We start from the raw sequence: 13,065 nt of genomic DNA on the forward strand, positions 1-13,065 counted from the left end.
AGATTGCCGGTTCGTTTCCGGCGTGTCCGTCATGGCCGAGGGATACCCCGGCGCTCGCCGCTCAGGTGGCGTACGCGGGGAAAAAGGGCAAGAGAGGCACTGTTATTTGCCCGAGGGGTTCTTATAGATAGCCTCATGACAGCTATCGGTGGTGCAGACACGCCTGGCGGCGTGCCGGGGGACGGAACGGGAATTTCCCAGATGACGGGACGCAACAGCCCGTGGGGCGGCGGCGGCAATGACGGCGGCGGTAGCGGAGACGGCGACGGGTCCGACGGCGCAGACGCATCCGGCAGCCAGCCCGACGAGCCGCAGTCCGAAACCCCCGAGCGCAAAGGCCCCCGCAATCCCTGGCTCCCCAGCGGAGAGGGCGCCCCGCCCCGCCGCTCGGCCAGCATCGAAGATATCTTTCGGCGCGGCGACCAGCGGCGCCCCGGTGGCGGAGGCGGCGGCCCGCGCGGCCCCGGCGGCTTCCCCAACCTGCCGCGCCGTCCGGACGGCAAGTCGTGGCTGCCGCTCGGCATCGGCGCCGCCGTGCTGGTGGTGCTCGGTTTCTCCAGCGTCCACATGCTCGGCCCCAAGGAACAGGGCGTGGTCACCACGCTCGGCCAGTATTCGCGCACCGTCGATTCGGGCGTGAGCCTGACCCTCCCCTGGCCGATCGAGCAGGTGAAGGTCGTCGACGTCAGCTCGTTCCAGGTCGTGGCCGTGCCCGACAACGAGAACGAGAAGCTGATGCTCACCAGCGACAAGAGCCTGGTCGATCTCAGCTACCTCGTGCGCTGGAACATCAAGGGCCTGAAGGACTACACCTTCCGCCTCGCCGACCCAGACGGCACCGTACAGGAAGTGGCCGAGGCCGCGATGCGCGCCTCGATCGCGCAAGTCTCGCTGGGCCAGGCTCTGTCCGGTGCAGGCCGTGCGCAAGTCGAGCAGGACGTGGGCGAGCGCATGCAGCGCATCCTCGACTTCTACCGCTCGGGCATCGCCATCCAGGGCGTCGAGATCAAGAAGGCCGATCCGCCGGCCAAGACCAAGGGCGCGTTCGACAACGTCAACGTCGCCCAGCAGGAAGCCGAACGCGACCGCTCCGAAGCCCGCGCCTGGGCGCAGCAGGTGATCGCCCGCGCCCAGGGCGATGCCAGCTCGTTCGACAAGGTCTACGAGGAATACAGGCTCGCCCCCGAAGTGACCAAGCGCCGCATGTACTACGAAACGATGGAACGCGTCCTGCGCGACAATGACACGGTGGTCGGCGAAAAGGGCGTGAACACCGTCCTGCCGCTGCCCGAGATGCAGCGCCGTGCCGCACCCGCTCCCGACACCTCGGTCAGCGTACCGACCAGCACGGGAGGTCAGTGATGAACCTGTGGCATGACTACAAGGCCGCGTGGATCGCGGCGGGCGTCGTCGTCGTCGGATTGATGATGAGCACCATCGTCGTTCCCGAGGACGAGCAGGCGGTCGTCGTCCAGACCGGCCGCCCGGTGCGGGTCTACAACCCCTATATCGCCAACGCGGCCTACGGGCAGACCGGCGCGGGCGTGCACTGGCGCATCCCGCTGGTCGAGCAGGTGATCCGCATCGACAAGCGCCTGCTTTCGGTCGACATGCAGCAACAGCAGGTGCTCTCCACCGACCAGCAGCGGCTGAACGTGGACGCCTATGCCCGCTACCGCATCGTCGATCCGATCAAGATGGTCCGCTCCGCCGGCACCAGCGAGCGGGTGACGCAGCAGCTCGAACCGATCCTCTCCTCGGTCGTGCGCCAGGAACTGGGCAAGCGGACCTTCCAGTCGCTGCTCACCGCCGAACGCGGCGCGGCGATGGAGAACATCCGCAAGCTGCTCGACCGTGAGGCCGCCGAATACGGCGCGCAGGTCGTCGACGTGCGGATCAAGCGCGCCGACCTGCCCGAGGGCGCGCTCGCCGCCGCCTTCGTGCGCATGGAAGCGGGCCGCCAGGAAGAGGCTAAGACGATCGCCGCGCAGGGCCAGCGCGACGCGCAGATCATCCGCGCCGAAGCCGAGGCCCAGGCCGCGAAAATCTACGCCGACAGCTTCGGCAAGGACGCGCAGTTCTACGACTTCTACCGCGCGATGCAGAGCTACGCGGTGTCGTTCGGCAAGGGCGCGCCCGGCAGCCCGAACGGCGCCAAGACCATCCTGCTCTCGCCGGACAATGCCTATCTGAATCATTTCAGGGAGCCGTGAGCGGTTTCGGCCGTTGCCCATCGGGAGTTGGCGGCCGGAACTTCGTAAAAGTGGCGGATTTCCGCATCATTCAAATCCGGTTAAGCTCGCGGGGCGTGAAACCGCTTCGGGGTTACCAGTCGGATCTTGGCGCAAGCCGCCGAAACGGAGGAATCAAAGGACGTGAAGCCAGTGCGATATGCCTATGGACTGACCACAGCGCTCCTCATCGGAGGCGCTACCGCATCGCTCGTCACCGGCTACCCCGCAGGTGCCCAGGTGGCCCAGAACGAGGCCAGCGAAATTTCGAAGGTGGTGCCGCGTGCCGGTGCCCCCGCCAGCTTCGCGGATCTCACCGCGCAGCTGCAACCCGCCGTCGTCAATATCTCGACCCGCCAGAAGGTGCAGGTCGCGGGCGGCGGCGCCAACCCCTTCGCGGGCACTCCGTTCGAGGGGCTGTTCGGCGGACAGGGTGGCGGTAACGGCGCGCCCCAGACGCGTGAGGCCCAGTCGCTCGGCTCGGGCTTCATCATCTCGGCGGACGGCTATGTCGTGACCAACAATCACGTCATCACCGCCGAGGGCAAGGGCCAGGTCGAATCGATCACCGTCACCATGCCCGACGGCGCCGAGTATCCCGCCAAGCTGATCGGCAAGGACGCCGCATCCGACCTTGCGGTGCTCAAGATCGACGCGGGCAAGAGCCTGCCGTTCGTCAAGTTCGGTGACAGCCGCAAGGCGCGCGTGGGCGACTGGATCATCGCGATCGGCAACCCGTTCGGCCTCGGCGGCACGGTGACCTCGGGCATCGTCTCGGCCGTCTACCGCTCCACCCAGAGCGGCGGCGCCTATGACCGCTACCTGCAGACCGACGCGGCGATCAACCGGGGCAACTCGGGCGGCCCCATGTTCGACATGAACGGGCAGGTGATCGGCATCAACAACGCGATCTTCTCGCCCACGGGCGGCAGCGTCGGCATCGGCTTCGCCATTCCGGCGGAGATCGCGGCCCCGCTCGTCCAGAAGCTCATCAAGGGCGAGGCGATCGAGCGCGGCTATCTTGGCGTGCGCATCCAGCCGGTGACCGAGGACATCGCCGATTCGCTGGGCATCGCTCACAACAAGGGCGAGTTCATCCAGATGGTCGAGCCTGACGGTCCGGCGGCCAAGTCCGGCATGCAGGCGGGCGACGTCGTCGTCACGGTCGACGGCAAGGAAGTCACCAAGGACCAGACGCTGTCCTACATCGTCGCCAACACCAAGCCGGGCGCACGCATCCCGGTCGAGGTGATCCGCGGCGGCAAGCGCCAGACGCTGACCGCCACGGTCGCCAAGCGCCCGAGCGAGGACGAGCTTTCGCAGTCCTTCACGCCCGATGGCGACGAAGACGGCGATGCGTTCAACAATCCGCCCCAGAAGCAGGAAAAGGGCGTGATCGAGAACTCGCTGGGCCTGACCGTGACCCCGCTGACGGCCACCATCGCCCGCCAGCTCGGCGCGGCCGACGGCACCAAGGGCGTGGTCATCGTCGCGGTCGATCCGAACTCGGACGCGGGCCAGAAGGGCTTCCAGCGCGGCTTCATCATCCTGCAGGCCAACGGCCGTCCGGTGACGACCGCAGCGGACCTGACCGCAGCGATCAACGCCGCCAAGGCGGAAGGCCGCTCGGCCCTCCTCCTGCGCGTCCAGCCGCGTGGCCAGCAGGCGACTTTCGTGCCGGTGCGCCTGCGCTGACACGACGCGCCGAGGCGTAAATGGAAAAGGCCCGCCGGAGCGATCCGGCGGGCCTTTTCGTGTGTGGGAGATGGGCCAACGTCATCCCAGCGAAGGCTGGGACCGCTGGCCGCGTAAAACCCAACCACCGGCAGGGCGCCCTAACGATAGTTGGCAGTAATAGGCGAGCGGTCCCAGCCTTCGCTGGGATGACGCGGTTTGGCTTGAAACGACGCGGCGGTCAGGGCTGCGTTGTACCGGGTATCCGGGTCGGCGTAGGACGCGGCGTCGGCATCACGCGCGGGACCGGCGTGGGACGCGCCCCCGGATAGGCCCCGGTGCCCTGCCCCGGACGCAGGCCCGGATCTTCCCGCTCGCGCCCGGTGGCGCGGTCGAGGAAGTCGTTGCCCGCAGCGGGCGGCGGCCCGGCCTGCGCACCCTGCGGCCCGTAGTCCGGCGGAACCACGCCGCCGTTCGGCGCCTGCCCGTTCGGAACCCCTCCATAAGGCGGCTGGTCCGGCGTGGCGCCGTCAGGGTGGACGAGGTTGCCATTCTCGTCGGTGTAATAATAGTCGTCAGGGTTGCCCTGCATCTGCTCGTCATCGGGCTCCAGCTGCCATTCGGGCAGCTTGAGTTCGGTGTCGAACTGCTCGACCGGGCGCTTGGCGACGGCGACCTTCATATAGTCCGAGAACGCCCGCGCCGGAGCATGGCCGCCGGAGAGCCCCGCAACCCGCTTGGCATCGTCACGGCCCATCCACACGCCGGTGGTGATGCCGCTGGAGAAGCCGAGGAACCAGCCGTCCTTGTTCGAGCTGGTGGTGCCGGTCTTGCCCGCCACCGGCCGCCCGATCTGCGCGGCGCGGCCCGTGCCGATCGCCACGGCGGTCTGCAGCAGGTCGGTAATGCCAGCCGCCACGTAATGCGGCACCAGCACCTGACCCTGCACCGACTTGTGCTCGTAGAGCAGCTCGCCCGAAGTCGTGGTGACCTTGGTGATGCCGTAAGGCTCCACCGAAGTGCCGCCCGCCGAGACCGCCGCGAAAGCGCGTGTCATGTCGATCACGCGCACTTCGGAGGTCCCCAGCACCATCGCCGGCTTGGTGTTGATATTGGTGGTGATGCCGAAGCGCTTGGCCATGCTGGCGACGGTGCCGAAGCCGACCTCGTTGCCCAGCTGCGCGGCGACGGTGTTCTTGGAATAGGCGAAGGCGGTGCGCACGTCGATCTGGCCGGCGAAGTTGCGGCCGTCGTTCTGCGGGCTCCAGCCCTGGATCGTCACCGGCTCGTCCACGACGCGGTCGTCGGGGGTGTAGCCCGCCTCCAGCGCGGCAAGGTAGACGAACAGCTTCCACGACGAACCCGGCTGGCGCAGCGCCGAAGTGGCGCGGTTGTAGTTCGAGTTCACGTAATCCGTGCCCCCGACCATCGCCAGCACCGCGCCATCCTTGTCGAGACTGACGAGCGCGCCCTGCGCCCCCTTGGGCACGTTGGCGTCGATCGACTTGGTCGCCGCGTCCTGCATCGCCGGGTCGAGCGTGGTCCACACCTCGATCGGCTCGTTGTTCTCAGGGAGCAACATGTCGAGCTGCGGCAGCGCCCAGTCGGTGAAATAGCGGACCGAGTTCTGGCCTTTTTCCTTGGCGACCTGCACGTCCGAGAAATCGACGCTGTCGGCCTCCGCCTGCGAGATCACGCCTTCGCGCGCCATCAGGCCGAGCACGACCTTGCCGCGCCCCTTGGCAGCCTCGACGTCGGCGGTCGGCGAGTAGTTCGACGGAGCCTTCACCAGTCCGGCGATGATCGCCGATTCGGCGGTCGAAAGTTCGGTGGCCGGGTGGCCGAAGAACTTGCGGCTCGCCGCGTCAATGCCATAGGCGCCGCCGCCGAAGTAGACCTTGTTGAGGTACAGTTCGAGGATCTGGTCCTTGGTGAACTTCCTCTCGAGCGCCAGCGCCAGCACCATCTCTCGCGCCTTGCGGTTCCACGATCGGGTGTTGGTGAGGAAGATGTTGCGCGCCAGCTGCTGCGTCAGCGTCGAGGTCGCCTTGGCGCGGCTGTCGGTGGTGATCGACATGTAGACCGCGCGGGCCAGACCGATCACATCGACGCCGGGATGCTCGCGGAAGCGGCGATCCTCGACCGAGACGATGGCATCACGCATGATCGCGGGGATCTCGTCATAGGGCATCCACTTGCCGTAGCTCGGCCCGAGCGAGACGAGTTCGCGCCCGTCGCGCGCGCGCACGACGATCATCTGGCCGTTCTGGCTGCTCTTCAGCGCCGAATAGTCGGGCAGTTCGCGCATCGTGAAGAACACGGCGGTGCCCAGGAAGATCGCGCCGAGCAGCGCCAGCGCGCCGCCCCATACGAACACGCCGCGCAGGATGCGGCGCCAGAGCGGCTTGCTTTCAGCTTGCGACGATGCGCCGCGGGGTGCGCGGCTGCGGCCGGAATTCTTGGCCATGGGTAGGATGCAAACCCCAATAAGGACGGATGTGTCGGGTCGCTCCTACACTTTGCATGGCGATTTGTAACCCGAGGTGAACACGGGTGCGGGGGAAAGGGCAGAGCAAGAACTTCCTCCCCGAGCTTGTCTCGGGGAGGGGGACCGCCGCGAAGCGGTGGTGGAGGGGAAGAGGCGAGGCATTTCCCCCTCCGTCAGCGCTGACGCGCTGCCACCTCCCCGAGACTAGCTCGGGGAGGAACCGATCACTTCGGCTCGAAGTCCAGCGAGGCGCTGTTGATGCAGTACCGCAGCCCCGTCGGCGCCGGGCCATCCGGGAACACGTGGCCGAGGTGTCCTTCACACTTCGCACAAGTCACTTCGGTGCGGATCATCCCGTGCGAGGTATCGCGGTGCTCGTCGATCGCGGCTTCGTCCACCGGCGCGGTGTAGCTCGGCCAGCCGCAGCCCGAATTGAACTTGTCATCGGATTCGAACAGCGGCGCACCGCAGCCCGCGCAAGTATAGAGCCCTTGCTGCTTGTTGCCGTCGTATTTGCCGGTGAAGGCCCGCTCGGTGCCTGCCTGACGCAGCACATAGTACTGCTCTGGGCTCAGGCGCTCGCGCCATTCTTCGTCGGTGAGGTGCATCTTGTCGGTCATCGGGGAGGCTCTCCTTTGGCGCCGATATGGGGCGGAACGAGGCCAAATTCCAGTGAGTCCGTCGTCCCGGATCAGGTCCGGGACGACGACCAATCAGTACGGGGCGCCGTCCTTGTGGAAGTAGCCCTCGCCGTCGAACTTCATGTCGATGTCCGAATAGGCGCCGCTGCCGTTCGGATCGCCCGCACTGATCGCGATGAAGGTGCAGTCGGCCTCGCTTTCGTTCACGAGGTGGTGCCCGTCGCGCACGCCTTTCGCCCAGGCGCAGACGTCGCCCGCGCGCAGCAGCGTGCGCCCGCCGTCTTCCACCAGCACCGCCTCGCCCGAGAGCATGACCAGCAATTCGTCCTCGTCGTCGTGCCAGTGGCGCTGGCTGGACCAGGCGCCCGGCTTCAGCACCACATGGCTCGCGCCCATCTGCGTCAGTCCGCCGGCAGGAGCGAGGCGCCGCCACCAGCGGCCCTCCACCGCCGCGTCGAAAGGCGCCGGATAGCCGGTGCGGTTGGCCTGCGGGATGGCCTCGATGTCGAGCCGGGGCATGGACGGTCTCCTATGGTCATGGTGCGCCTATTATGCGATGGCGCTGCCCCTATGTCCCAGACCGCTCCTCTCGCCGCAACCGTCGCCGATCTCGCCGAGGCGCTGATCGCCTGCCCCAGCGTTACCCCGGCCACCGGCATGGTGTTCGACTGCCTGGAAAACCAGCTGGCGCCGCTCGGCTTCGAGGTCACCCGCTTCATCGCGGGAGAAGCGCCGGACGGCCCGGTCGAGAATCTCTTCGCGATCCGTCGCGGCCCCGAGGGTTCGCGCCACTTCGCCTTCGCCGGCCACCTCGACGTGGTGCCGCCGGGCGAAGGCTGGACCAGCGCGCCGTTCCTGCCCGAGAGGCGCGGTCCCGAGGGGCAGGAACTGCTGTACGGGCGCGGCGCCGTGGACATGAAGGGCTCGATCGCGGCCATGGTCGCGGCCGTCACGCATATCCCGCCTGAAACCGGCACTGTCAGCTTCATCATCACCGGCGACGAGGAAGGCCCGGCGCGCTTCGGCACCCTCGCCCTCATCGACCTGATGCGCGAAAAGGGCGAGATTCCCGACCTTTGCCTCGTCGGCGAGCCGACCTCGGTGAACCGCCTCGGCGACATGATGAAGGTCGGCCGTCGCGGTTCCGTCAACATCTGGCTGGAAGTCGAGGGCGTGCAGGGCCACGTCGCCTACCCGCACCTCGCCGACAATCCGATCACCAAGCTGGTGGCGATGCTCGCCGAACTCGACGCCATCGTGCTCGACGAGGGCACCGACTGGTTCCAGGCGAGCAACCTCGAAGTCACCGACGTTTCCTGCGGCAACCCGGCCACCAACGTGATCCCGGCGAAGGCTTCGGCGCGCATCTCGATCCGTTTCAACGACCTGCACACCGGCGAGGGCCTTGCCGCGCGCGTCGCCGAGATCGCGCAGCGGCACGGCGGCACCGCCCGCCCCGTGATCTCGGGCGAGGCGTTCCTGACGCAGCCCGGCGCGTTCTCCGCCATGCTGGCCGAAGCGATCCGCGCCGAGACCGGGGTAGAGCCCGAACTCTCGACCAGCGGCGGCACTTCGGACGCGCGGTTCCTCAAGGATCTCTCGCCGGTGATCGAGTTCGGTCTGTGCAACGCGACGATGCACAAGCGCGACGAAGCCGTGGCCGTGGCCGACCTCGAGGCCCTCGCCCGCATCTACGAGCAGGTGACGCTGGCCGCTCTGGCGGGCTGACGGGGGATTTGTTTCGGAGGCGAGCGGGCCGAAACGCAAGGCCCTGCGTCTTGCAACCGGGTGAAACCTCGCCCCCGTCATTGACCGCACCGGCCACACTGATAGGCTCCGGCGCTTTCACGACGCCACCATTAACAAGGGGTTCGCAATGGGCAGGCGCCTGACGCTCTACATTCTCATCGGCATGGTCCTCGGCATCGCCGCGGGCTACATGCTCCACGCGAGCCTTCCGGCGGACGATCCGCACCTCAAGCAGTGGGCCGATTATTTCCGGCTGCTGCCCGACGTGTTCCTCAAGCTGATCAAGATGATCCTCGCGCCGCTGGTCTTCGCGACGATCGTGACCGGCATCGCGGGCATGGGCGACAGCGCCGCGCTCGGCCGCATCGGCGGCAAGGCGCTGGGCTGGTTCATCACCGCCAGCCTCGTCTCGCTCAGCCTCGGCCTGATCCTCGTCAACCTGTTCCAGCCCGGCGTCGGTGTCGGCCTCGAAAGCAGCGCCGACGTGGGGGACCTCGAGATGGGCGAGCTGACGCTGCGCCACTTCATCCTCGAGATCTTCCCGGCCAGCCCATTGGCGGCGATGGCCGAGAACAACATCCTGCAGATCCTGGTCTTCTCGGTCTTCGTCGGCGTCGGCCTCACCGCCATCGGGGAGCGCGGCGCGCCGATCGTGCGCGCCACCGAAGCGCTGTCCGAACTGATGCTGCAGATCACCGGCTACGTCATGCGCTTTGCGCCCTTCGCGGTGTTCGGCGCGATCGCCGCCGTCATCGGCACGCAGGGCCTCGGCATCATCGTGACCTACGGTGTGCTGGTCAGCGAGTTCTACCTTGCGATGGCTCTCCTGTGGGTGCTGCTGTTCTGCGCGGGCGGCCTGTTCCTGGGCAAGCGCGTGGTCACGCTGTTCCGCTATATCCGCGAGCCGCTGCTGCTCTCGTTCTCGACTGCCTCCTCAGAAGCGAGCCTGCCCAAGTTGTTCGAGCAGCTCGACCGCTTCGGCGTGCCGCGCCGCATCTCGGGCTTCATCCTGCCGCTGGGCTACAGCTTCAACCTCGACGGCTCGATGATCTACATGACCTTCGCGTCGATGTTCATCGCCCAAGCTTACGGCATCCATGTGCCGATTATGACGCAGATCCTGATGCTGCTGACGCTGATGGTCAGTTCCAAGGGCATCGCCGGCGTGCCGCGCGCCAGCCTCGTGGTGATCGCCGCGACGCTGACGCAGTTCGGCCTGCCGGTCGAAGGCATCGCGCTGCTGCTGGGCGTGGACACTTTCCTCGACATGGGCCGCTCGGCCACCAACGTGGTGGGCAACGCAGTGGCGACGGCGGTGATCACCCGCTCGGAAGGCATGCTGCAGCCGCTGATGGACCCCGATGCGGAAGTGCTGCACTCACCCTCGCACACCGTCGCCGACGGGCGGCGCGGGCTCAACATCGATCCCGAGCAGTACGAGGGGTAAGGATAGGCCGAGGGGGCTTCGACAGGCTCAGCCTGAGCGGTTTTGAGAGCAGGTCTTTAAATCCCGCTCAGGCTGAGCTTGTCGAAGCCCCCTCGGTCATCCGCTGATCGAAAAGCCCCGCTACTTCGCCAGCTTCACCGGCACGAACGGTCCCATGCCGCAGCCGCCCATGCGCTGCCACTGGTTGCCGATCTGTTGCAGCGGATAGATGATGTCCTGTCGGCACAGCTGCGAGAGCGACGTCTCATACGTAAACGTGCCCGCCGACTTTAGCCCGCTGCACCGGTTGGGCAGCGTCACCCGCCAGACTTGCCCGCCCGCACCGCCGATGAAGTCGATCGTGTGATCGTCGCGAATGCGGGTGGTATTGAAACGCGTCACCGACAGGCAATCGACGGCGGCCCCAGTCGCCTCTGCGGCAGGTTCGGGAGGCAGCGTCTCACCCGGACCTTCCTGCGAACAGGCGGCGAGGGCAACGGTGGCAAGCAGCAGGGCAACGGGAGTTCTCATCGGCTCATCCTCTCGCTGGGCGAACGTCCGGCAAGCCCCATTGGCTCCCCGAATGCCGCCTTCGTCAAGAGGACGTAGGCCTCAGGCCGCAGCCTTCCTCGCACCCCGGTCGAGCACCTTGTCCTTGAAGGCGCACAAGTCCACCTCAGGGCATCGCCAGCACTCGGGCGTGCGCGCCTTGCAGATGTAGCGGCCGTGAAGGATCAGCCAGTGATGCGCGCCGACCCGGAATGGCTGCGGCACCTTCTTCTCGAGCTGCTTCTCCACCGCCAGCGGCGTCTTGCCCTTGGCGAGCCCCGTGCGGTTGCCGACGCGGAAGATATGGGTATCGACCGCGAAGGTCTCGGCCCCGAAGGCGCAGTTCATCACCACGTTGGCAGTCTTGCGGCCGACGCCGGGCAGCTCGACCATGGCGTCGCGATCCGCCGGAACCTCGCCGCCGTGCCGGTCCACCAGAATCTGCGAAAGGGCGATGACGTTCTTGGCCTTGGTGTTGAACAGGCCGATGGTCTTGATGTGCTCCTTCAGCCCCTCTTCACCGAGGTCCACCATCTGCTGCGGCGTCTTCACATACTCGAACAGCGCACGCGTCGCCTTGTTGACGCCCACGTCGGTCGCCTGCGCCGAGAGCGTGACGGCGACGAGCAACTGATAGGTGTTGCCGAATTCCAGCTCCGTCTCGGGCGAGGGATTGGCCTCCGCCAGACGGCGGAAGAACTCGAAGACGTCCGCCTTCTTCAAAGGCCCAGCACCTGCGGCATCGTGTAGCGGCCCGGCCCCTGCGCCAGCAGCCACTGCGCCGCCTTCACCGCTCCACGCGCGAAGATGCCCCGGTTCTCGGCGAGGTGCGAGAGCGAGAGACGCTCGTTGTCGGCAAGAAAATGGACGGTGTGGTCGCCCGCGACGGTGCCGCCGCGCAGGGCCGCGAAACCGATGGTGCCCGCCTCGCGCTTGCCGGTGATGCCGTCGCGGCCACGTACCGCGCTGTTCGCCAGCCCGACGCCGCGTCCGTCGGCGGCTGCCTCACCCAGAAGCAGCGCGGTGCCGGAGGGAGCGTCCACCTTCATGCGGTGATGCGTCTCGACGATCTCTATGTCCCAGTCCTCTCCCAGCCGCGTCGCCGCCTCGCGCACCAGATGCGCGAGCAGCGTGACGCCGAGCGAGGTGTTGCCGGTCTGCAGGACGGGAATGTGCTCGGCCGCCGAATCGATCAGCCAGTGGTGGCGCTCCTCCAGCCCGGTGGTGCCGATGACGATCGGCAGCTTGGCGGCGATGGCGGCATCGAGGTTGCCTTCGAGCGCCGAGGGACTGGAGAAATCGATCAGGATGTCGGCATTGGCTGCGACGGCCGAGGTGTCACCGTCCTTGTCGACGCCGCCCGCCAGATCCTCGCCCGCATCGGCAATGGCGGCCGCGATCGCCTGCCCCATGCGCCCCTGGCTGCCGATGATTCCGATTCGTGCCACGCTGCTGTCTCCGTCCGGGCGTAAAGTCCTGTCACGGCCGCATGGCGCAAACGCGCCGGTTCGACAAGCGCCGCGCGCACGCTAAGGTGAGCCATGAGCAGCATCCGCAACATCGTCATTCTCACCGGCGCGGGCGTTTCGGCCGAGAGCGGCATCGACACCTTCCGCGACGGCGGCGGTCTCTGGGAGCAGCACCGCGTCGAGGACGTCGCCACGCCCGAGGCCTTCGCGCGCGACCCCGACCTCGTCCTGCGCTTCTACGACATGCGCCGCGAAGCGATCCAGACCAAGCAGCCCAACGCTGCCCACCGCGCGCTGGCAAAGCTGGACGCGGAATGGGAAGGCGACCTGCTGATCGTCACTCAAAACGTGGACGACCTGCACGAACGCGCCGGAGCGAAACGCGTGCTCCATATGCACGGCGAGCACCTGAACGCCTGGTGCATGGCCTGCGACGAACGCCCGCGCTGGACCGGCCCACTGATCGACCGCCCCGCCTGCCCCGAATGCGGAGAAGCGGCGCTGCGGCCGGACATCGTATGGTTCGGGGAAATGCCCTATCGCATGGACGAGATATTCGCGGCGCTGGAAGAGGCGGACCTGTTCGTCTCGATCGGGACGTCCGGCGCGGTCTATCCGGCGGCGGGCTTCGTGCGCAACGCGCGGGAACTGGGCGTCGAGACGCTGGAACTCAATCTCGAACCCTCGCAAGGCACCGGATGGTTCGACGAGGCGCGGCATGGACCGGCAAGCGCACTGGTGCCTGCGTGGGTGGAGGAGGTTCTGTCACGGTAAGGCGCCCTGCCGCACGGGGCTTCGATAGGCTCAGCCTGAGCGGAATTGGGAAACTTGCACTACC

General features: G+C 67.2%; 12 protein-coding genes. 6 read left to right on the plus strand and 6 right to left on the minus strand.

Features of this window, described 5'->3' with window-relative positions; all coding sequences use genetic code 11:
* Positions 1 to 201 precede the first annotated feature (201 nt).
* The 3 genes from hflK (at position 202) to BES08_RS10125 (ending at position 3,926) form a co-directional block, all read left to right on the plus strand.
* Positions 202 to 1,362, plus strand: coding sequence for a protease modulator HflK (gene hflK / locus BES08_RS10115; RefSeq protein WP_008829139.1), 1,161 nt, complete (start codon positions 202 to 204; stop codon positions 1,360 to 1,362).
* A complete protein-coding gene (gene hflC / locus BES08_RS10120) occupies positions 1,359 to 2,213 on the plus strand; it encodes a protease modulator HflC (protein WP_037518486.1) in 855 nt (284 codons plus the stop codon). Before hflK ends, hflC begins: the two co-directional genes overlap by 4 nt.
* Before the next feature lie 171 nt (positions 2,214 to 2,384).
* Positions 2,385 to 3,926, plus strand: coding sequence for a Do family serine endopeptidase (locus BES08_RS10125; protein ID WP_008829137.1), 1,542 nt, complete (start codon positions 2,385 to 2,387; stop codon positions 3,924 to 3,926).
* 220 nt (positions 3,927 to 4,146) lie between these two features.
* On the opposite strand, the gene BES08_RS10130 is transcribed toward BES08_RS10125, so the two are convergent.
* The 3 genes from BES08_RS10130 to BES08_RS10140 form a co-directional block, all read right to left on the minus strand.
* Positions 4,147 to 6,372: a PBP1A family penicillin-binding protein gene (locus BES08_RS10130; RefSeq protein ID WP_008829136.1), complete on the minus strand. Its 2,226-nt coding sequence runs from the start codon at positions 6,370 to 6,372 to the stop codon at positions 4,147 to 4,149.
* Between the two features lie 245 nt (positions 6,373 to 6,617).
* Complete coding sequence (msrB, locus tag BES08_RS10135) at positions 6,618 to 7,013, minus strand: peptide-methionine (R)-S-oxide reductase MsrB (protein WP_008829135.1); 396 nt, start codon at positions 7,011 to 7,013, stop codon at positions 6,618 to 6,620.
* A 93-nt stretch (positions 7,014 to 7,106) separates the two neighbouring features.
* Positions 7,107 to 7,553, minus strand: coding sequence for a cupin domain-containing protein (locus tag BES08_RS10140; RefSeq protein WP_008829134.1), 447 nt, complete (start codon positions 7,551 to 7,553; stop codon positions 7,107 to 7,109).
* 51 nt (positions 7,554 to 7,604) lie between these two features.
* Here BES08_RS10140 and dapE point away from each other — a divergent pair, with 51 nt between their 5' ends.
* Both dapE and BES08_RS10150 read left to right on the plus strand, forming a co-directional pair.
* Positions 7,605 to 8,762 (plus strand): succinyl-diaminopimelate desuccinylase, encoded by a 1,158-nt coding sequence (gene dapE / locus BES08_RS10145; RefSeq protein ID WP_008829133.1) that lies wholly within the window; start codon positions 7,605 to 7,607, stop codon positions 8,760 to 8,762.
* A gap of 148 nt (positions 8,763 to 8,910) precedes the next feature.
* Positions 8,911 to 10,230 carry a dicarboxylate/amino acid:cation symporter gene (locus BES08_RS10150; protein ID WP_008829132.1) on the plus strand — a complete coding sequence of 440 codons (1,320 nt, stop codon included), beginning with the start codon at positions 8,911 to 8,913 and terminating at the stop codon, positions 10,228 to 10,230.
* A gap of 120 nt (positions 10,231 to 10,350) precedes the next feature.
* Here BES08_RS10150 and BES08_RS10155 read toward each other — a convergent pair whose 3' ends face one another.
* The 3 genes from BES08_RS10155 to dapB form a co-directional block, all read right to left on the minus strand.
* Positions 10,351 to 10,740, minus strand: a complete 390-nt coding sequence (locus BES08_RS10155) for a hypothetical protein (protein WP_008829131.1) — start codon at positions 10,738 to 10,740, stop codon at positions 10,351 to 10,353.
* A gap of 81 nt (positions 10,741 to 10,821) precedes the next feature.
* Positions 10,822 to 11,481, minus strand: coding sequence for an endonuclease III (gene nth / locus BES08_RS10160; RefSeq protein ID WP_008829130.1), 660 nt, complete (start codon positions 11,479 to 11,481; stop codon positions 10,822 to 10,824).
* On the minus strand, positions 11,478 to 12,206 hold the full coding sequence (gene dapB / locus BES08_RS10165) for a 4-hydroxy-tetrahydrodipicolinate reductase (RefSeq protein WP_008829129.1): 729 nt from the start codon (positions 12,204 to 12,206) through the stop codon (positions 11,478 to 11,480). Before dapB ends, nth begins: the two co-directional genes overlap by 4 nt.
* A gap of 93 nt (positions 12,207 to 12,299) precedes the next feature.
* On the opposite strand from dapB, the gene BES08_RS10170 reads away from it, so the two are divergent.
* Positions 12,300 to 13,001 (plus strand): NAD-dependent deacylase, encoded by a 702-nt coding sequence (locus BES08_RS10170; protein ID WP_036526351.1) that lies wholly within the window; start codon positions 12,300 to 12,302, stop codon positions 12,999 to 13,001.
* Positions 13,002 to 13,065: the final 64 nt, after the last annotated feature.

Origin of the sequence: Novosphingobium resinovorum, from assembly GCF_001742225.1 — a bacterium.
GTDB lineage: Bacteria > Pseudomonadota > Alphaproteobacteria > Sphingomonadales > Sphingomonadaceae > Novosphingobium > Novosphingobium resinovorum_A.

What these genes read in the sequence shown, in the direction of transcription:
- hflK (WP_008829139.1), top strand. Translation starts at nt 202, where the DNA reads ATGACGGGACGCAACAGCCCGTGGGGCGGCGGCGGCAATGACGGCGGC.
- BES08_RS10130 (WP_008829136.1), bottom strand. Translation starts at nt 6,372, where the DNA reads ATGGCCAAGAATTCCGGCCGCAGCCGCGCACCCCGCGGCGCATCGTCG.
- msrB (WP_008829135.1), bottom strand. Translation starts at nt 7,013, where the DNA reads ATGACCGACAAGATGCACCTCACCGACGAAGAATGGCGCGAGCGCCTG.
- BES08_RS10140 (WP_008829134.1), bottom strand. Translation starts at nt 7,553, where the DNA reads ATGCCCCGGCTCGACATCGAGGCCATCCCGCAGGCCAACCGCACCGGC.
- dapE (WP_008829133.1), top strand. Translation starts at nt 7,605, where the DNA reads ATGTCCCAGACCGCTCCTCTCGCCGCAACCGTCGCCGATCTCGCCGAG.
- BES08_RS10150 (WP_008829132.1), top strand. Translation starts at nt 8,911, where the DNA reads ATGGGCAGGCGCCTGACGCTCTACATTCTCATCGGCATGGTCCTCGGC.
- BES08_RS10155 (WP_008829131.1), bottom strand. Translation starts at nt 10,740, where the DNA reads ATGAGAACTCCCGTTGCCCTGCTGCTTGCCACCGTTGCCCTCGCCGCC.
- BES08_RS10170 (WP_036526351.1), top strand. Translation starts at nt 12,300, where the DNA reads ATGAGCAGCATCCGCAACATCGTCATTCTCACCGGCGCGGGCGTTTCG.